Source organism: Pseudomonas sp. OVF7 (genome assembly GCF_030644265.1).
Classification (GTDB): Bacteria; Pseudomonadota; Gammaproteobacteria; order Pseudomonadales; family Pseudomonadaceae; genus Aquipseudomonas; species Aquipseudomonas gorinensis.
In genome coordinates this window covers 2,011,700-2,030,685 of sequence record NZ_CP128996.1, presented here as the reverse complement: position 1 = coordinate 2,030,685, position 18,986 = coordinate 2,011,700, and the positions used below count along the sequence as shown (strand labels likewise).

15 protein-coding genes are annotated in these 18,986 nt (G+C 62.3%); 9 read left to right on the top strand and 6 right to left on the bottom strand.

Annotated elements, in window-relative coordinates:
* Positions 1–36: 36 nt before the first annotated feature.
* From QU606_RS09245 to pcaC, 9 genes are all read left to right on the top strand, one after another.
* Complete coding sequence (locus QU606_RS09245; RefSeq protein WP_102624934.1) at positions 37–894, top strand: CoA transferase subunit A; 858 nt, start codon at positions 37–39, stop codon at positions 892–894.
* Positions 894–1,673, top strand: a complete 780-nt coding sequence (locus QU606_RS09240) for a CoA-transferase subunit beta (RefSeq protein ID WP_024073906.1) — start codon at positions 894–896, stop codon at positions 1,671–1,673. The genes QU606_RS09245 and QU606_RS09240 overlap by 1 nt, the downstream gene beginning before the upstream one ends.
* The gene (gene pcaF, locus QU606_RS09235) at positions 1,670–2,875 is read left to right on the top strand and encodes a 3-oxoadipyl-CoA thiolase (protein ID WP_172831375.1); all 1,206 of its coding nucleotides are present in this window, start codon (positions 1,670–1,672) and stop codon (positions 2,873–2,875) included. Before QU606_RS09240 ends, pcaF begins: the two co-directional genes overlap by 4 nt.
* A gap of 17 nt (positions 2,876–2,892) precedes the next feature.
* Positions 2,893–3,597, top strand: a complete 705-nt coding sequence (pcaH, locus tag QU606_RS09230) for a protocatechuate 3,4-dioxygenase subunit beta (protein ID WP_069075418.1) — start codon at positions 2,893–2,895, stop codon at positions 3,595–3,597.
* Position 3,598: 1 nt separating this feature from the next.
* A complete protein-coding gene (gene pcaG / locus QU606_RS09225; protein WP_024073909.1) occupies positions 3,599–4,165 on the top strand; it encodes a protocatechuate 3,4-dioxygenase subunit alpha in 567 nt (188 codons plus the stop codon).
* A gap of 187 nt (positions 4,166–4,352) precedes the next feature.
* On the top strand, positions 4,353–5,648 hold the full coding sequence (locus QU606_RS09220; RefSeq protein ID WP_069075419.1) for an MFS family transporter: 1,296 nt from the start codon (positions 4,353–4,355) through the stop codon (positions 5,646–5,648).
* Positions 5,649–5,658: 10 nt separating this feature from the next.
* Positions 5,659–7,023 (top strand): 3-carboxy-cis,cis-muconate cycloisomerase, encoded by a 1,365-nt coding sequence (locus QU606_RS09215; RefSeq protein ID WP_304998328.1) that lies wholly within the window; start codon positions 5,659–5,661, stop codon positions 7,021–7,023.
* Between the two features lie 10 nt (positions 7,024–7,033).
* Complete coding sequence (gene pcaD, locus QU606_RS09210) at positions 7,034–7,825, top strand: 3-oxoadipate enol-lactonase (protein ID WP_024073912.1); 792 nt, start codon at positions 7,034–7,036, stop codon at positions 7,823–7,825.
* 216 nt (positions 7,826–8,041) lie between these two features.
* Positions 8,042–8,434, top strand: a complete 393-nt coding sequence (pcaC, locus tag QU606_RS09205; protein ID WP_024073913.1) for a 4-carboxymuconolactone decarboxylase — start codon at positions 8,042–8,044, stop codon at positions 8,432–8,434.
* On the opposite strand, the gene QU606_RS09200 is transcribed toward pcaC, so the two are convergent.
* From QU606_RS09200 to QU606_RS09175, 6 genes are all read right to left on the bottom strand, one after another.
* Positions 8,435–9,334, bottom strand: a complete 900-nt coding sequence (locus QU606_RS09200; protein WP_304998327.1) for a polysaccharide deacetylase family protein — start codon at positions 9,332–9,334, stop codon at positions 8,435–8,437.
* An 84-nt stretch (positions 9,335–9,418) separates the two neighbouring features.
* The gene (locus QU606_RS09195) at positions 9,419–10,669 is read right to left on the bottom strand and encodes an OprD family porin (RefSeq protein WP_304998326.1); all 1,251 of its coding nucleotides are present in this window, start codon (positions 10,667–10,669) and stop codon (positions 9,419–9,421) included.
* Positions 10,670–10,812: 143 nt separating this feature from the next.
* Positions 10,813–12,426, bottom strand: coding sequence for a J domain-containing protein (locus QU606_RS09190; protein ID WP_304998325.1), 1,614 nt, complete (start codon positions 12,424–12,426; stop codon positions 10,813–10,815).
* Positions 12,427–12,436: 10 nt separating this feature from the next.
* Positions 12,437–14,134: a molecular chaperone HscC gene (locus tag QU606_RS09185; protein ID WP_069075422.1), complete on the bottom strand. Its 1,698-nt coding sequence runs from the start codon at positions 14,132–14,134 to the stop codon at positions 12,437–12,439.
* 236 nt (positions 14,135–14,370) lie between these two features.
* Entirely contained in the window at positions 14,371–15,828 is a 1,458-nt protein-coding gene (adeC, locus tag QU606_RS09180) for an AdeC/AdeK/OprM family multidrug efflux complex outer membrane factor (protein ID WP_024073918.1), read from the bottom strand.
* Positions 15,825–18,986, bottom strand: coding sequence for an efflux RND transporter permease subunit (locus QU606_RS09175; protein WP_024073919.1), 3,162 nt, complete (start codon positions 18,984–18,986; stop codon positions 15,825–15,827). The genes adeC and QU606_RS09175 overlap by 4 nt, the downstream gene beginning before the upstream one ends.

Sequence of the window (18,986 nt, the reverse complement as noted above, 5' to 3'; positions counted from 1 at the left end):
AGCGCCTTTTACGATCAACACCGGGAGCCCAACCCCATGGCTGAAATTCTCACCTTGCGTGATGCGGTCAAGCGCTTCGTGAATGACGGCGATACCGTCGCCCTCGAAGGCTTTACCCATCTGATCCCTACGGCGGCAGGTCATGAAATCATTCGTCAGGGCAAGAAAGACCTGACGCTGGTACGGATGACGCCTGACCTGATCTATGACCAGTTGATCGGTGCCGGCTGCGCACGCAAGTTGATTTTCTCCTGGGGTGGCAACCCCGGCGTGGGGTCCTTGCACCGCCTGCGTGACGCGGTCGAGAAGCAATGGCCGCAGCCGCTGGAAATCGAAGAACACAGCCACGCCGACCTGGCCAATGCCTACGTCGCCGGTGCCTCTGGCTTGCCGTTCGCGGTACTGCGCGCCTACGCTGGTTCCGACCTGCCCAAGGTCAACCCGCTGATCAAGACCGTCACCTGCCCCTTTACTGGCGAAGTGCTGGCGGCGGTGCCATCGGTGCGTCCGGACATCACCGTGATCCACGCGCAAAAGGCTGACCGCAAGGGCAACGTATTGCTCTGGGGCATTCTCGGCGTGCAGAAGGAAGCGGCCCTGGCCGCCAAGCGCTGCATCGTCACCGTGGAAGAGATCGTCGACGACTTGAACGCGCCGATGAACAGCTGCGTGTTGCCGACCTGGGCCCTGACCGCGGTGTGCCATGTGCCCGGTGGTGCGCATCCGTCCTACGCCCACGGCTACAACGAGCGTGACAATCGTTTCTACCAAGCGTGGGATCCAATCGCCCGCGATCGTGGGACCTTTACCGCCTGGATCGATGAATACATCCATGGCACTGCCGACTTCAGTGAATTCCAGGCCAAGCTGGCTACCGCGCAGGAGGCCAAGTAATGGCTTACTCGACCAACGAAATGATGACCGTCGCCGCCGCCCGCCGCCTCAAGAACGGCTCGGTATGCTTTGTGGGCATCGGCCTGCCATCCAAGGCGGCCAACCTGGCGCGCCTGACCTCGTCGCCGGACGTGGTGCTGATCTACGAGTCCGGTCCGATTGGCGCCAAGCCGAGCGTACTGCCCCTGTCTATCGGTGATGGCGAGCTGGCGGAAACCGCTGACACGGTCGTGCCGACCGGTGAGATTTTCCGCTACTGGCTGCAAGGTGGGCGCATTGACGTGGGCTTTCTCGGTGCAGCCCAGGTCGACCGCTTCGGCAATATCAACACCACCGTGGTCGGTGACTACCACCAGCCCAAGGTACGCCTGCCGGGTGCCGGTGGCGCGCCGGAAATCGCCGGCTCGGCCAAGAGCGTGCTGATCATCCTCAAGCAGTCGTCGCGTTCGTTTGTCGACAAGTTGGACTTCATCACCTCCGTCGGCCACGGCGAAGGCGGCGATTCGCGCAAACGCCTGGGCCTGCCGGGTGCCGGCCCCGTCGGAATTATCACCGACCTGTGCATCATGGAGCCGGAAGAGGGCACCCATGAGTTCGTGGTCACTGCACTGCACCCTGGCGTTACCCGCGAGCAAGTGGTGGCGGCCACCGGTTGGCCCATCCGCTTTGCCGACCGGGTGGATACCACCGAGGAACCCACCGAGGTCGAACTGACCGCGCTGCGTGATCTGGAAACTCGCACCGCCGCCGCCCACGGCCAAGCACCGGGAGAAGCCTGATGCGTGACGTCTTTATCTGTGATGCGATTCGTACCCCTATCGGCCGGTTTGGCGGGGGCTTGGCCACGGTGCGTGCCGATGACCTGGCGGCGCTGCCGATCAAGGCACTGATCGAACGCAACCCTTCGGTGGACTGGAGCGCGGTCGACGAAGTATTCCTCGGCTGCGCCAACCAGGCGGGTGAGGATAATCGCAACGTCGCACGTATGGCGCTATTGCTGGCGGGCCTGCCTTCAAGCATTCCCGGTGTGACCCTCAACCGGCTGTGCGCCTCGGGCATGGATGCGATCGGCACCGCGTTTCGTGCGATTGCCAGCGGTGAAATGGAGTTGGCGATTGCCGGCGGCGTCGAGTCGATGTCCCGTGCGCCCTTCGTGATGGGCAAGGCCGATGCAGCGTTCTCGCGCAGCATGAAGCTGGAAGACACCACCATTGGCTGGCGCTTTATCAACCCATTGATGAAGGCCCAGTACGGTGTCGACGCGATGCCGCAGACCGCCGATAACGTCGCCGATGATTACCACGTGTCCCGCGCCGACCAGGACGCCTTTGCCCTGCGCAGCCAGCAACGTACCGCTGCCGCCCAGGCGGCCGGGTACTTCGCTGAAGAAATCGTGCCGGTGCGGGTCGCCCATAAAAAAGGCGAAACCGTGGTCGATCAGGATGAGCACCCACGCGCAGACACCACCCTGGAAACCCTGGCGCGGCTCAAACCGGTGAACGGCCCGGACAAGACCGTCACCGCCGGTAATGCTTCTGGCGTCAACGATGGTGCCGCCGCGCTGATCCTGGCGTCCGCCGATGCGGTGAAAAAACATGGCCTCACTGCCCGCGCTCGTGTATTGGGCATGGCCAGTGCCGGTGTCGCGCCACGGGTCATGGGCATCGGTCCGGTGCCGGCGGTACGCAAGCTGGTGGAACGCCTGGGCCTGGCGGTTACCGACTTTGACGTGATCGAACTCAACGAAGCCTTCGCCAGCCAAGGCCTGGCGGTGCTGCGTGAATTGGGCATCGCTGACGACGCGCCCCAGGTCAACCCGAACGGCGGCGCTATCGCCCTCGGCCATCCCCTGGGCATGAGCGGTGCACGGTTGGTGTTGACGGCTTTGCACCAGTTGGAAAAAACCGGTGGCCACAAAGGCCTGGCGACCATGTGTGTGGGCGTCGGCCAAGGCTTGGCCCTGGCGATTGAACGCATCTAATAAGAGAGGACAGCTCCATGACTGATAAGCCCGGTTACCGGCGCCCGCAAGCGGGCACCCAACCTGAGTACCTGCACCCGCCCTACCAGTCGACGAACCTGCGTTCGCCGTCCAAGCCGTTGGTGTTCCTGCCCCATTCGCTGTCGGAAATAACCGGCCCGACCATCGGCGCCGAGCGAGTCAGCGAGAAGGATAACGACCTCACCGCCCAACACGACGGCGAGCCCCTGGGTGAACGCATCATCATTCACGGTCGCGTGCTGGATGAAAACGGCCTGCCGGTGCCGGGCATCCTCGTGGAAATCTGGCAAGCCAACGCTGCCGGTCGCTACAACCACAAGCGCGACCTGCACGACGCGCCGCTGGATCCGAACTTCACCGGCACCGGGCGCACGGTTACCGACGCCGACGGCTGGTACCAGTTCCAGACCATCAAGCCCGGCGCCTACCCGTGGGGTAACCACCACAATGCGTGGCGCCCTGCGCATATCCACTTTTCGCTGTTCGGGCCGAGCGTGCTGACGCGCCTGGTCACGCAGATGTATTTCCCCGGCGACCCGCTGCTGGAATACGACCCGATCTACAACTGCGTGCCGGACACCAGCGCCAAAGAGCGCCTGATCGCGCGTTTCGATCTGGAAAAAACCATTCCTTCCTATGCCCTCGGCTACCGCTGGGACATCGTCCTGCGTGGCCGTGATGCCACGCCGATGGAGAAATGAGATGACACTCAATGCGACCACGTCCCACACCGTCGGGCCGTATTACCACATTGGCCTGACCTGGCTGAATCGCGAAGCCCTGGCCAACGCCGACACCCTCGGCGAACGCGTGGCGATCAGCGGGCAGGTGGTGGACGGCAACGGTGATGTCGTCAACGACGCCATGCTCGAAGTCTGGCAGGCCAATGCCGCCGGCAAATACGACCACCCGGAAGACGAGCAGGACAAGGCTGTCGATCCCAACTTCGAAGGTTTTGGCCGCGTACCGGTGGACGCCGAAGGGCGGTTCCGCTTTACCACCATCAAGCCGGGCAGTGTGCCGGGGCTGAAAGGCACCACCCAGGCGCCGCACCTGGTGGTACTGGTGTTTGCCCGTGGCCTGGTGAAGCATTTGCTGACGCGGATCTATTTTGACGGCGAGGCGTTGAACGGGGATGACCCGTTGCTGGCCTGTGTGCCTGCCGAGCGGCGGGGTACCTTGATTGCCAAGACCGATGCGGACGGCGTGTATCAGTGGAATGTGATTTTGCAAGGGACAGATAAGGAAACGGTGTTTTTCGATTATTGAGTCGCTTGTCAGGCCCCATTGGGGGCAAGCCTCCTCCCACATTTTGATCGCGCTGCCTATCAAATGTGGGAGGGGGCTTGCCCCCGATAGGGCCGGTTCAGGCACTGAGTACTCAAATGTCTGCTTGCGGAACATGGTTGTTGCAAAGTATGTCTAGGCTATAACCGTTCCCACTGAGTGAAAAAACATGACAACAACGACAAGTCACTACACCGGAGAAGAACGCAGCAAACGGATCTTTGCCATCGTCGGCGCTTCCTCCGGCAACCTCGTCGAATGGTTCGACTTCTACGTCTACGCCTTCTGTGCCATTTACTTTGCCCCTGCGTTTTTCCCCTCGGACGACCCTACGGTCCAACTGCTCAACACCGCTGGCGTATTCGCCGCCGGGTTCCTGATGCGACCCATCGGCGGCTGGCTGTTTGGCCGGGTTGCCGATAAGCACGGGCGCAAGAATTCGATGATGATCTCGGTGCTGATGATGTGCGCCGGCTCCCTGGTCATCGCCTTCCTGCCCACCTACAAGGATATCGGCGCCTGGGCGCCGGCCTTGCTGCTGGTGGCGCGGCTGTTCCAAGGCTTGTCGGTGGGGGGTGAATACGGCACCACCGCAACCTACATGAGTGAAGTCGCGCTCAAGGGCCAGCGTGGGTTCTTCGCCTCCTTCCAGTACGTGACCCTGATCGGCGGGCAACTGCTGGCGGTGTCGGTGGTGGTGATCCTGCAACAGATCCTCAGCGAAGAGGAACTGCGCGCCTGGGGCTGGCGCATTCCGTTCGTGATTGGCGCCATCGCGGCGGTGATCTCCCTGCTGCTGCGTCGCAGCCTGAAAGAAACCACCAGCAAAGAAATGCGTGAAGACAAGGACGCCGGCAGCATCGCCGCGCTGTTCCGTGACCACAAGGCCGCGTTTATCACCGTGCTCGGCTACACCGCCGGCGGTTCGCTGATTTTCTACACCTTTACCACCTACATGCAGAAGTACCTGGTGAACACTGCCGGGATGCACGCCAAGACCGCCAGCTACATCATGACTGGCGCGCTGTTCCTGTACATGTGCATGCAGCCGCTGTTCGGCATGCTGGCTGACAAGATCGGCCGGCGTAACTCGATGCTGTGGTTCGGCGCCCTGGGGACCCTGTGCACGGTGCCGATCCTGCTCAGCCTGAAAACCATCAGCAGCCCGTTCCTGGCGTTTGTATTGATCACCCTGGCCTTGGCCATCGTCAGTTTCTACACCTCCATCAGCGGCCTGGTGAAAGCCGAAATGTTCCCGCCACAAGTGCGCGCCCTCGGCGTGGGCCTGGCCTATGCGGTGGCCAACGCGATCTTCGGTGGCTCGGCGGAATACGTAGCCTTGGGCCTCAAGTCCATGGGCATGGAAAACACTTTCTATTGGTACGTCACCGGCATGATGGCGGTGGCGTTCCTGTTCAGCCTGCGCTTGCCAAAACAGGCGGCGTACCTGCACCACGATCTGTAAGGGATGAGTTATGACACTGCGCACGAGCAACCAATTGTTCGACGCTTACTTCACCGCTGACAGCATGGCCGAGGTGTTCTGCGACCAGGGACGCTTGCAGGGCATGCTGGATTTCGAAGCCGGGTTGGCGCGGGCCGAGGCCCGGGTTGGGTTGATCCCGCAGGCCGCCGTGGCGCCGATTGCCCAGGCGTGCCTGGCATCGCTGTATGACGTGGATGCCCTTGGGGTGGCGATTGCCACCGCGGGTAATTCGGCGATTCCCTTGGTGAAGGCACTGGGCAAGTTGATTGCCGCTGAAGACCCGAGTGCCGAGCGTTATGTGCACCTGGGGGCGACCAGCCAGGACGTGATGGACACCGGCCTGGTTTTGCAGTTGCGGCGCGCGGTGGCACTGATCGAAGCGGACTTGGCGCGCTTGGGCGACGTTCTCGCCGCCCAGGCGCAGCGTTATGCCGCCACAACGCTGGCCGGGCGTACCTGGCTGCAGCACGCGACGCCGGTCACCCTGGGCATGAAGATCGCCGGTTGGCTGGGCGCGGTGACGCGCAGTCGCCAGCGCCTCACGCAACTCAAGCCACGCCTGCTGGTGCTGCAGTTCGGCGGCGCCTCGGGCACCTTGGCCGCGCTTGGCGTTCAGGCCATGCCGGTAGCCGAGGCCCTGGCCGCCGAATTGCAACTGAGCTTGCCGGAGCAACCCTGGCACACCCAGCGTGATCGCCTGGTGGAACTGGCCAGCGTGCTCGGTTTGATCGCTGGCAGCCTCGGCAAGTTGGGACGGGATCTCAGCCTGCTGATGCAGACCGAAGCGGCGGAAGTGTTCGAGCCATCGGCACCGGGCAAAGGTGGCTCGTCAACCATGCCCCACAAACGCAACCCGGTGGGCGCCGCTGTGCTGATCAGCGCCGCTACCCGCGTGCCCGGCCTGGTGGCGACGATGTTCAGTGCCATGCCCCAGGAGCACGAACGCAGCCTGGGCTTGTGGCACGCCGAATGGGAAACCCTGCCGGAAATATGCCGACTGGTCTCCGGCGCCTTGCAACAGGCGTTACTGGTGAGCGAAGGCTTGGAAGTCGACCCCGAACGCATGACGCACAACCTCGACCTGACCCAGGGCCTGGTGCTGGCCGAAGCCGTCAGCATCGTATTGGCCCAACGCCTGGGCCGCGATACCGCGCACCATCTGTTGGAGCAATGCTGCAAGCGCGCCGTTGCAGAAGGTCGCCACCTGCGTGCGGTACTGGCGGACGAAGCGCAGGTCACTGCCGAACTCTCGGCGGCTGAACTGGACCGCCTGCTCGACCCGGCGCATTACCTGGGCCAGGCCCATACCTGGGTCAGCCGCGCTGTCACCGAACACTTTGCATTGACTGCCTGAGGAGGCCACTGTGGCATTTGTACAACTCGCCGAAGGCGAACTGCATTACCAACTGGACGGGCCTATCGACGCACCGGTACTGGTGCTGTCCAACTCACTGGGCACCGACCTGCACATGTGGGACATCCAGATCCCGGCCTTTACCCAGCATTTTCGCGTACTGCGTTTTGACACCCGCGGGCATGGCAAATCGCTGGTCACCGAGGGGCCCTACAGCATCGAGCAGCTTGGCCACGATGTGATCGCGCTGCTGGATGCGCTGGATATTCAGCGCGCTCATTTTTGCGGGCTATCCATGGGGGGCCTGATCGGCCAATGGCTGGGGATTAACGCAGGCGAGCGTTTGCAGCGTCTGGTGGTGTGCAACACCGCTGCCAGCATCGGCACGCCGGAGATCTGGAACCCACGGATCGAGATGGTCCTGCGCGACGGCGCGGCAGCCATGGTGGCCTTGCGCGATGCATCGATTGCACGCTGGTTCACCGCCGATTTTGCGACGGCCAACCCGCACCAGGCCAAGCAGATCACCGATATGCTTGCCGCGACTTCGCCCCAAGGTTACGCGGCCAACTGTGCCGCCGTGCGTGATGCGGATTTCCGTGAGCAGTTGTCGAAGATCAAGGCGCCCACCCTGGTGATTGCCGGTACCGAAGATGCCGTCACCCCACCGGCCGGTGGTCACTTTATCCAGCACCATGTACAGGGCGCCGAGTACGCCGAGTTCTACGCCGCGCACCTGTCCAATGTGCAGGCCGGCGCTGCATTCAGTGACCGGGTGATCAAATTCCTGCTGGCCCGCTGAGGCCGCTGTTGTGGCGAGCGGCTTGTTGTGGCGAGCGCGCTTCCTGTGGCGAGCGGGCTTGCCCCGCGTTGGGCTGCGAAGCAGCCCCAATACGGACGCCGAATTATTTCAGACAGACCGTGGCACCTGATTTGGGGCCGCTTCGCGCCCCAACGCGGGGCAAGCCCGCTCGCCACAGGTGATCGAGTTGAAATCTAATTGAACCAGGAGTTTTTTGTGGACGAGAAACAACGTTATGCCGATGGCCTGCAAGTGCGCCGCGAAGTATTGGGCGATGCGCATGTCGACCGCAGCCTCAACGCCCTGACTGAGTTCAACAGCGAGTTCCAGGAAATGATCACCCGCCACGCCTGGGGTGATATCTGGACCCGCCCCGGCCTGCCACGGCATACCCGCAGCCTGATCACTATCGCCATGCTGATCGGCATGAACCGCAGTGAAGAACTCAAGCTGCACCTGCGCGCCGCCGCCAGCAACGGGGTAACCCGTGCCGAGATCAAGGAAGTGCTGATGCAGAGCGCGATCTACTGTGGGATTCCGGCAGCGAATGCCACGTTTCACCTGGCGGAGTCTGTATGGGATGAGCTGGGTGTCGAGTCGCGGGAGTGATCAGTGGGCGTCGGCATCCCATACCCAATTCCATACGCCCGGCAGATGCACCGGTTCGTTCACATCCTTGACCGTACGCGCCAGCGCCGCGCGTTCCAGCACGGCATGGTCGGTGTAGAACGGTTCGGCGGCGGTCTTGATACCGTTGATCCGCGCGCTGTCCATCAGGATCTGCAGGTACTCCTGCAGATGCCGCGCGGTGTAGCGGTTGATGTCGTGGAAGGTCACGACCACCGGTATCACGCCGTCCACCGTTGGCAGTTCGCCCAGGGCAATACGTTCGCGCACCACTGACAGTTGCCGGTACAGGTTGGCGCGGCGCCGTGGGCTGGCGTTGAAGCCCCAGATCTTGCCGTCGTTGGCGCTCAAGTCGGTCAACAGCACCTGCATGCCATGGCGCTGGTAGGCGGCATAGGTGCGTCGGTCGTAGTTCCAGAATGGTGGGCGGACCAGGGTCGGCGGCGTGCCGGTGATCGCGGCGATGTCGGCTGCGCCCTGGCTGAGGGTGCGTTCCAGCTCTGCATCGCTCAGCCAGCGATGGTTGGTGTGAAAAGCCGTGGCCGTGTGGAACGCCAGGACATGGCCACCCGCGTATTCACGCTCCATGGTCTTGCGGCCCCGCGCACTGCCACCGGAGCGGGCCGCTTCGGTCTGCAGGAAGAACACCGCCTTGATGCCCGGTAACACCGGGTTGTTTGCCAGGTCAGCCAACACTGAACGGCTCGGGTTGTTGTAGCCCGAGGCGCTGGGCCCGTCATCGAAGGTCAGCAGGAAGCGGATCGGCGCCCGGGCTTGCAGGCGCTGTTCGGTCTGCGGTGTCAGGGCGATGGGCGCACTGATGCAGCCGCCGAGGCTCAAGGCCAGGCTCAGTAGGAGGGAAGCGAGGACGAAGGATTTCATGGTGTGGGCTGGCTCGTCTGGAGGCCGCCATTGAGTGAACTCAGTGGCGGCAGGCGCGCACCATACCGTAAGTACGGCGCCGGTTTACAGCAGACTTATCGGGTAGCTGACAATCAACCGGTTTTCATCGAATTCGTTGTTGCTGTAGTCGCGGCGCATGCTGGAATTGCGCAAGCGCACATTGAAATTTTTCAACGCGCCGCTCTGCACGGTATAGCCCAGTTCGGTCTCGCGGCCCCATTCCTTGCCGTCGGTAATCGTGCCGGTGTGTACGTTGCTGCCGCTGATATAGCGGTTCATCAGGGTCAGGCCGGGCACGCCGAGGGCGGCGAAGTTGTAGTCGTGACGTACTTGCCAGGACTTCTCTTGGGCGTTGTCGTAGCTGGAGTTGTAGCTGTCGTTGGCCAGGGTGCCGCCGCTGGTGCCGTTGACGCGCATCCACGCGCTGTTGCCGGTGAGTTTTTGCAGGCCGACGTAGAAGGTGTTGCCGCCGTACTTGGCGGAGAACAGACCGGACCAGGTTTTGTTGTCCAGGTCGCCTGCGCGAGCGCTGCCGTCGTCCTTGCCATAGAAGAACCCGAGGTTGGCGCCGAGGGTCCAGTCGCCAATGGGCTGGCTGTGGATCAGGTTGACGAACTGCTGGCTGTAGATGTCCTTGAGCTGGGCGTTCCACAGGCCGATCTGGGTGCGTTTGTCATTGAACAGGTATTCGCCGCCCTGGAAGTTGAAGCGGTCCGAGGTGAACGCGGCTTTGCCGAACATCGACATGTCGCTCATGCTGCTGTCGTCACGCGGGCTGTTGGCGCGGAACTGGCCGCCGTAGAGGGTCAGGCCGTCGATCTCTTTGGAGGTGATCTGCCCGCCACGCAGGGTTTGCGGCAGCGAGCGGCCGTCGTCGGCGCGCAGGATCGGCAGCACCGGCATCCACTCGCCGACCTTCAGTTCGGTCTTGGACATACGCGCCTTGAACGCCACGCCCAGACGCCCGAATTCATCCGCAGGGCGGCCATCGTGGTCCAGCGGCAACAGCTGGGTGCCACCCGTACCGCGCCCGCCATCGAGCTTGAGCGAGTACAAGCCCAGCACATCCACGCCAAACCCTACGGTGCCCTGGGTGAACCCGGATTTGGCGTCGAGAATGAAACTCTGCGTCCACTCCTGTGCACCTCCCTGGGCCTTTGTAGGGTTGGTGTAATTGCGGTTGAAGAAGAAGTTGCGCAGGTTGAGGTTGGCATTGGCGTCTTCCAGGAAACCGTGTTCTTCGGCGGCGACGGGAAGGGCAAGGCTGGCGACAGCGGTAGCCAGCAACAGCTGGCGAGGGTGAAAAGTGCTCATGGCGTTGGACCTGTTGTTATTGGGGGTTATGCAGGTGGCGGCCATGGTGCGGGGCGTTGTGGGGGCGATGAAAGTGGGGCTGGGCGGGTTTTGGGCGATGATCGAACGCAAGTTGCCGGGCGCTGGGGCCCGGCATTTGCGGGTTATCGTTTGGGCAGGTCGAAGTGGGTCCAGGGCACCGCCGGCAGGTAGTGTTGCGCCGCGACGATCAGCGCCACCATCACCACCAGGAACACCACTTGCAGGGGGCTCCAGAAGGCCCAGTGCAAACCGTTCAGCCACGGGTAGCCTTCGCTGAATTTCTGGCTCATCTGACCGATACGCGTCTTGTGCAACAGGTTGATCAGGACCATGCCCGCGTAGGTGAGCATGCCCAGCACGCCGAGCATCAAGCCGCAGGCCACCAGCATGATCGCCTGCGGTACCCCGTGGCGAATGACCAGCCAGTAGCCATTGGGGTTGATTCGCTTGGGGATCAGGTACTGGCTCAGCCACACATCCAGAACCCGATAGGTTGAACTCATCCCGGCCCACATTTGGGTGACGCGAAAGCCAACGGCCGCCGGCACGAACGCCATCAGCATGAAAATGACCAGCGACATCCCGTCCATTCTGTCTGGCTTAGCGTGGGCGATGCTCAGGCCAAGCCCCAGGGCGAAGATGGCCCACAGCCGGATAAACACCTGGGTGTAGATCGGCCGGGGCACGAATTTGCGCCAGAAGAACAGATCGCTGTGGGGCAGTCGTTCAGCCAACTGCGGGTAACGCCAGGTCAATACTTGCGCCAGGTGCTGGCAGGCGTTCCATTCGTTTTCGCCAAAGCCGTCGATCATGCGTTTGTGTTGCGTGGCCGACATGGGCGTCAGCAGTAGACGCGCCGCCAACGCATCCGGGGATGTGCGCCGCAGATCCTGAGCCTTGTCCTGCAGGTTGGCAAAGAAACTTTCCTGCTCGCAACGCGACACCAATTCGCGCCACATCCACGCCGGTTCCGGGTACACGCCTTTCTCGTCGTCCCAACCGAATGCCTGGCACACGCGCTCGAACAGCGGCACGCTCCATTGGGTGTCATGCAGCAGGTGCAGGACGATGCGCTGCCACTGCTGTTGCAGGTCGAACACCCGCAGCCAGGGCTGGTTGGTGTATTGAGTGAGCTGGGTGATGAACTCGCGCTCGGCCTTTTGCTCCAGCAGTTCCTGCAGGGTGCGGCGGTAGTCTTGCAGCAGCTCGCCGGTCAGCGCTTCGTATTGCCACGGGGTCATGGCCACCTGCTGCCAGGGGGTCAGCCATTCCAGGTGTTGCACGGCCCAACCGACGATGGCACTGCGTTCGCCCGGTGCTTCGAAACAATGGCGCAACAGCCCGGCCTGGAATGCATCGGTGCAGCCCTGTTGCCGAGCCTGCGCCCAGCGTTCATCGAGGTTGTGCGCGTTAAGGCCGCCAAGCAATGCCTGCGCCGCGTCCGGTGTGGGGGCTTCGAGGGACGCGGGGCTGACGGGGCTGACGTCCATCAGTTCGGCCAGGTCGTTCAGGTTTCCGTAGACCGCTTCGGCTACGGGCGCCTGGACGCGTTCTTCCCCTTCGTTATCCGCCCGCCAGCGTGCTTCACTCAACGCGTGTTCATAGGCTTCGCGCAGGCGCTGGAAGCCTTGGGCATCGTCGTCCGGGCGGCAGCTTTTGAGCAGCCGCGCATAGCTGCGCTTGATGCTGCGCTCGTCGGCGTCATCCGGCAGTTGCAGTACGTTCCAGCAATCCATCGGTATTCCCTCAGCGCCAGAACCCGTTGTCGAGTTGCTCAAGTTGACGGGTCAGTTCGCTGCGGGCATCGCGGATGCGGCGTTCGTCCTGGGTGTCGAGTACCTGCTGGAACTGCGCCGCCCAATGCCCGAGCTGTTCGCGCAGTTCGCCGAGGTTTTCCTGGTAGAGCCGTTCGAGGCGGGCGACGAGCACGGTGTTGACCTGCTGGTCGCGTGGGTGAACCTTCAATTGCGCCAGGGCTTGCAGGCGTTGCTGGATCTCCTGCGGGCTGAGCACGCCGGGGTTGTTCTCGATCACCAGCGAATGCTGCTCGCCGGTCAGCGGGATATTCACCTGGGCTTCCAGCAGGCCGTTGTTGTCGTAGGTGAAGCGCACGTCCAGGGAGACCTCGCCGGCCTTGCGCTTGGGCACAGGAATATCCAGTTGGCCCAGCTCGATGTTGTCTTTGACCAGGCGGCTTTCGCCCTGGTAGATCTTCAGCAGCACGTGGGTCTGGTCATCGCGCAGGGTGACCACGTTTTTGACCCGGCTGACCGGCACGCTGCTGTTGCGTTCGATCAATGGCAGGTAATGGCCGCTTTCGATATAGCCGCCGTACTGGTTCGAGATTTCGATGCCCAGGGTGTAGGGGCACACGTCGGTCAGCACCACTTCTTCGAGGGCGGCGGAGCGCGCCTTGAGCGCGGCCTGGATCGCCGCGCCGTGGGCCACCACCTGGTCGGGATCGAGGCTGATGGAAGGGAAGCGCCCGAACAGGCCAGCGGCGAGCTTACGTACCAGGGGCATGCGCGTGGTACCGCCCACCAGCAGGATTTCATCCAGGTCGCCGACCCGGATCCGCGCGTCGCGCAGGGCGCGTTCGATCGGTGCGCGCAGGCGCTCCAGCAGTGGCGTATAGAGCTTGGCCAGTTCCTGTTGGGTGATGGTCTTCACCCATTGCTGGCCGTCGACGCGCAGGGCGAATTCGGCGCTGTCATCCTGGCCCAGGGCTTTGCGCACGCGCTCGGCTTCGCGGCGCAGGGCTTGCAGCACAGTGCTGGTGGGCGGGAAACCCGTGGCGTTACGTTGGCTGTCGACAAAGTGTTCGAGCAACAGGGTGTCGAAGTCTTCGCCACCGAGGAAGTTGTCGCCGGCGCTGGCGCGTACTTCCATCACCCCGTCGAACAGCTCGATGATCGACACGTCGAAAGTGCCGCCGCCCAGGTCGAAGACCAGGAACGAGGTTTCTTTATCACGTTGATGCAGGCCGTAGGCCAAGGCCGCGGCGGTCGGTTCGTTGATCAGTTTTTCAACGTTGAGCCCCGCCAGTTCACCGGCGATGCGCGTGGCCTTGCGTTGGCCGTCGCTGAAGTAGGCGGGCACGCTGATCACCGCGTCGGTGACGGTTTGGCCGTAGGTGCGCTCGATGTCTTCCTTGAGGCTTTTGAGCACCAGCGCCGAGAGTTCTTCGGGGCGGAACGAGCGGTCGCCCAGGCGCACTTCGGTGGCGCTGCCCATGTAGCGCTTGAACAACGAGGTCGTCAGGTGCGGGTGGGTGTGCAGGCGCTCTTTGGCGGCCTGGCCTACCAGGACACGGCCTTGGTCGTCCAGCCCGACCACGCTTGGGGTCAGCAACTGGCCCAGGGCATTGGGCACCATTTCGGCGGTATCACCGCGCCAGACTGCAGCGAGACTGTTAGTGGTCCCCAGGTCGATTCCTACGATCATTACGACAAGCTCCCTCTGTGGTCTGTAAGAATCTGTGACAGATTTTACCCTGAAAGGTTGAGCGGAAAGCAAGGCGGGAGAGCGTGGTGACGAGTGCGATTATTGTGCTGGGCGGGCTTGTTGTGGCGAGCCCGCTCGCCACAAAAACAGTCCGGTCATAGCACGCAAGCACCGATGACCAGGCATAAAAAAACCGCTTCCTGCGAGGGAAGCGGTTTTGTTTTACAGCGCTGCTATCAGAACAACTTCAGCTTCGGCGCTTCTTCTTTCAACGGCTCGTTCTTCGCCGTCTGCTCGTTCCAACCACCGCCGAGGGCCTTGTACAGGTTGACCTCGCTGGTCAGTTGCGCAAGGCGATCGGTGATCAGCGATTGTTCGGCGCTGAACAGTTGGCGCTGAGCGTCGAGGAACGTCAGGTTGCTGTCGACACCGATGCGATAGCGACGCTCGGCCAGGCGGTAGTAATCCTGGTTGGCCGCGACGAAGCCGCGTTGGGCATCCAGTTGCTGCTTGTAGGTCTCACGTGCGGCGAGGCCGTCGGAGACTTCCTGGAAGCCGGTCTGGATCGCCTTCTCGTAGTTGGCCACGTTGATCTCTTTCTGGATCTTCGAGTAGTCCAGGCTTGCGCGCAGGCTACCGGCGTTGAAGATCGGGATGTTGATCTGCGGAGCAAACGACCAGGTACCCGAACCGCCCTTGAACAGGCCGCCCAGGGTCGGGCTTGCGGTACCGGCGCTGGCGGTCAGGCTGATGCTTGGGAAGAACGCTGCACGGGCCGCGCCGATATTGGCGTTAGCCGCCTTGAGGTTGTACTCGGCCTGCACAATGTCGGGACGACGTTGCAACAGGTCCGAAGGCAAACCAGCCGGCACTTCGCTGAGCAGGTCATCCGACAGCGGCTTGCTGGCGAGATTCGCTGGCAGCCCGGTGCCCAGCAGCAGGGTCAGGCTGTTTTCGTCCTGGGCCACCTGGCGGGTGTAGCGTGCCAGTGCCACGCGGGCGTTTTCCACCGAGGTCCGCGCCTGGCTCAGGTCGAGAGCCGAGGCCACGCCAACTTCGTTGCTGCGCGAGGTGAGCTTGAAGCTCTGCTCGTATGCGCCCAGGGTGTCCTGGGTGAGCTTGAGCAGTTCCTTGTCGGCCTGCCAGGTCAGGTAGGCGTTGGCCACGCTGGCCACCAGGCTGATCTGGGTACTGCGCCGTGCCTCTTCGGTGGCGAAGTACTTTTGCAGGGCTTCTTCGCTCAGGCTGCGTACGCGACCGAACAGGTCCAGCTCATAGGAACTGATCCCGAGGCCGGCCGAGTACTGGCTGGCGATAGTCGCTTCGCCGCTCTGCGACAGCTTGGCCGGGGTGCGCGAACGGCTGCCGCTGCCTGTAGCCGACACAGCGGGGAACAGATCAGCACGCTGGATCTGGTACTGCGCGGCATAGGCGTCGATGTTCAGGGCCGCGACACGCAGGTCACGGTTGTTCACCAGCGCGGTCTGGATCAGCTGTTGCAGGGCAGGGTCATGGAAAAACTGCTTCCAGCCCTGCTCGGCAGCGGCCTGGCCCGGCGCCTGGGCCGACGAATACGCCGGCCCTTGTGGGAACTGAGCTGCCACCGGCGCTTCGGGGCGCTGGTAGTCAGGGATCAGCGAGCAGCCACTGAGCACGAATGCCGTGACCGCCAGGGAAAGTAGCGACTTGCTCATTGGCCAGCCTCTTTAGGGGTTTCAGTAGTAACAGTCTTTTTACGCTCGCCAGCAGCGGACACGGTTGCGAAGAACAGTGGCACCCAGAAGATCGCGAGCACAGTTGCGGTGATCATACCGCCAATTACGCCGGTACCGATTGCATGCTGGCTGCCCGAACCCGCGCCCGTGGACACGGCCAGCGGCAGTACGCCGAGCATGAACGCCATGGACGTCATGATAATCGGGCGCAGACGCATGCGGGACGCTTCGATGGCAGCCTCGACGATACCTTTGCCCTGCTCATGAAGTTCCTTGGCGAACTCCACGATCAGGATGGCGTTTTTCGCCGCCAGGCCCACCGTTACCAGCAAGCCCACCTGGAAGAACACGTCGTTGGACAGGCCGCGCAGGCTGGTGGCGATCAGAGCACCGATGACACCCAGCGGTACCACCAGAATCACCGCGATCGGGATCGACCAGCTTTCGTACAGTGCCGCGAGGCACAGGAACACTACCAGCAGCGACAGGGCGTACAACGCAGGTGCCTGGGAGCCGGACAAACGTTCTTCATACGACAACCCGGTCCACGAATAACCAACACCCGCTGGCAGGTCCTTGGCGATACGCTCGACTTCCGCCATCGCGTCACCGGTGCTGTAGCCCGGTGCCGGAGTACCGAGGATTTCCATCGCCGCTACACCGTTGTATCGCGAGAGCTTCGGCGAACCGAAGATCCACTTGCCCGACGAGATGGACGACAGCGGCACCATCTTCCCGGAGGTGCTGCGCACGTACCATTTGTCCAGGTCTTCCGGGGACATACGGCTGGCGGCATCGCCTTGTACATACACCTTCTTCACACGACCACGGTCGATGAAGTCGTTGATGTAGCTGCCCCCCAAGGCAATTGCCAAGGTTTGCTGGATGTCTGCCAGGCTGATGCCCTGGGCACTGGCTTTCTCGTCATCGACGCTCAGCTCGTACTGCGGCTCATCGTTCACGCCGTTGGGACGCACGCCTGCGAGGATCTTGCTTTGGGCGGCCGCACCGAGGAACTGGTTACGCGCTGCCATCAGCTTGTCGTGGCCGACGCCACCCTGGTCTTGCAGGAACACGTCGAAACCGGTGGCGTTACCCAATTCCAGAACCGAAGGCGGCACGATGGCAAATACCATGGCGTCCTTGAAGGCACCGAAGAAATAGCCCTGGGCACGCTTGGCCACTTCAAACACCGACTGGGTCGCGTCACGCTCGTCCCACGGCTTGAGCATCACGAAGGCGAGGCCCGAACTCTGGCCACGGCCGGCGAAGTTGAAGCCGTTTACGGTAAATACCGACTTCACGGCCTTGCCTTCGCCTGGCTCGCCTTCCTTGTCGTTCAGCAGGAAGGCACGCATATCGTCGATGACTTTTTGTGTGCGTTCAGCCGAAGAGCCGACGGGGGTCTGCACCTGGGCGAAGATCACACCCTGGTCTTCATCGGGCAGGAACGCACTTGGGATACGGGTGAACATCCAGATCATGCCCAGCAGGATCAGCGCATACACCAGGAACGCTGGAACCTTGTGCTTGATCATGGAACCGACGCCGCGCTCGTACTTCTGTACGCCGCTATCGAAGGTGCGGTTGAACCAGCCAAAAAAGCCGCGCTTGGGTTGGCCATGCTTTTCCGGATCGATCGGCTTGAGCATGGTGGCGCACAAGGCCGGGGTGAAGATCAGGGCAACCAGTACCGACAACGCCATGGCCGAAACGATGGTGATGGAGAACTGTTTGTAGATCACACCGGTGGAACCGCCGAAGAACGCCATCGGCAACAGGACCGCCGACAGTACCAGGGCAATACCCACCAGGGCGCCCTGGATCTGGCCCATGGATTTGACCGTCGCCTCCTTCGGCGACAGGTGCTCCTCGGCCATGACCCGCTCGACGTTTTCGACCACCACGATGGCATCGTCCACCAGCAGGCCGATGGCCAGGATCATGCCGAACATGGTCAGGGTGTTGATGGTGAAGCCGAATGCCGCGAGGATCCCGAAGGTACCCAGCAGCACCACCGGTACGGTCATGGTGGTGATGATGGTGGCGCGGAAGTTCTGCAGGAACAGGAACATCACCAGGAACACCAGCACGATCGCTTCGACCAAGGTGTCAACCACACCGGAGATCGATTCGGTTACGACCGGCGTGGTGTCATAAGGCACCACGGCCTTCATGCCAGGCGGGAAGAACGGTTCCAGCGATGCCACGGTGGCGCGGATGGCCTTGCCAGTGTCCAGGGCGTTAGCACCCGCCGCCAGCTTGATTGCCATGCCGGATGCCGGTTTGCCGTTGAACTGCGCACTGATGCTGTAGTTCTGGCCGCCCAGTTCGATACGGGCAACGTCGCCCAGGCGAACCTGCGAGCCGTCGGCGTTCACCTTCATCAGGATCTTGGCGAACTCATCTGCACTTTGCAGGCGTGTCTTGCCGATGATGGTGGCGTTCAGCTGGGTGCCGGGCAGGGCGGGCAGGCCACCCAATTGGCCAGTGGCAACCTGGACGTTCTGGGCCTGGATGGCGTTGCTGACATCCACCGGCGTGAGCTGGTAGTTGTTCAGCTTGGCCGGGTCGAGCCAGATACGCATGGCGTACTGCGAACCGAAGACCTGGAAGTCACCTACACCCGCAGTCCGGGAAATCGGGTCCTGGATGTTGGACACGATGTAGTTGGACAGGTCGTCCTTGGTCATGCTGCCGTCTTCCGACACCAGGCCGATCACCATCAGGAAGTTCTTCACTGACTTGGTTACGCGGATACCCTGCTGCTGCACTTCTTGCGGCAGCAGTGGGGTCGCCAGGTTCAGCTTGTTCTGCACCTGGACCTGGGCGATGTCCGGGTTGGTACCCTGGTTGAACGTCGCAGTGATGGTCATGCTGCCGTCGGAGTTACTGTCCGAGGCGACATAACGCAGGTTGTCGATACCGTTGAGCTGTTGTTCGATGACCTGCACCACGGTGTCCTGCACGGTTTGTGCAGACGCGCCTGGGTAGGTCACCTGGATGTCGATGGCGGTTGGCGCAATGGCCGGGTACTGGTTGATGGGCAGCTTCAGGATCGAAAGTGCCCCGACCAGCATGATCACCAGGGCAATTACCCAGGCGAAAATGGGACGGTCGATAAAAAATTTCGACAT

Excerpts from the sequence above, each read along its gene's own strand:
- QU606_RS09245 (WP_102624934.1), top strand. The coding sequence starts at position 37 with ATGGCTGAAATTCTCACCTTGCGTGATGCGGTCAAGCGCTTCGTGAAT.
- QU606_RS09240 (WP_024073906.1), top strand. The coding sequence starts at position 894 with ATGGCTTACTCGACCAACGAAATGATGACCGTCGCCGCCGCCCGCCGC.
- pcaH (WP_069075418.1), top strand. The coding sequence starts at position 2,893 with ATGACTGATAAGCCCGGTTACCGGCGCCCGCAAGCGGGCACCCAACCT.
- pcaG (WP_024073909.1), top strand. The coding sequence starts at position 3,599 with ATGACACTCAATGCGACCACGTCCCACACCGTCGGGCCGTATTACCAC.
- QU606_RS09220 (WP_069075419.1), top strand. The coding sequence starts at position 4,353 with ATGACAACAACGACAAGTCACTACACCGGAGAAGAACGCAGCAAACGG.
- QU606_RS09215 (WP_304998328.1), top strand. The coding sequence starts at position 5,659 with ATGACACTGCGCACGAGCAACCAATTGTTCGACGCTTACTTCACCGCT.
- QU606_RS09200 (WP_304998327.1), bottom strand. The coding sequence starts at position 9,334 with ATGAAATCCTTCGTCCTCGCTTCCCTCCTACTGAGCCTGGCCTTGAGC.
- QU606_RS09195 (WP_304998326.1), bottom strand. The coding sequence starts at position 10,669 with ATGAGCACTTTTCACCCTCGCCAGCTGTTGCTGGCTACCGCTGTCGCC.
- QU606_RS09190 (WP_304998325.1), bottom strand. The coding sequence starts at position 12,426 with ATGGATTGCTGGAACGTACTGCAACTGCCGGATGACGCCGACGAGCGC.
- QU606_RS09185 (WP_069075422.1), bottom strand. The coding sequence starts at position 14,134 with ATGATCGTAGGAATCGACCTGGGGACCACTAACAGTCTCGCTGCAGTC.
- adeC (WP_024073918.1), bottom strand. The coding sequence starts at position 15,828 with ATGAGCAAGTCGCTACTTTCCCTGGCGGTCACGGCATTCGTGCTCAGT.
- QU606_RS09175 (WP_024073919.1), bottom strand. The coding sequence starts at position 18,986 with ATGTCGAAATTTTTTATCGACCGTCCCATTTTCGCCTGGGTAATTGCC.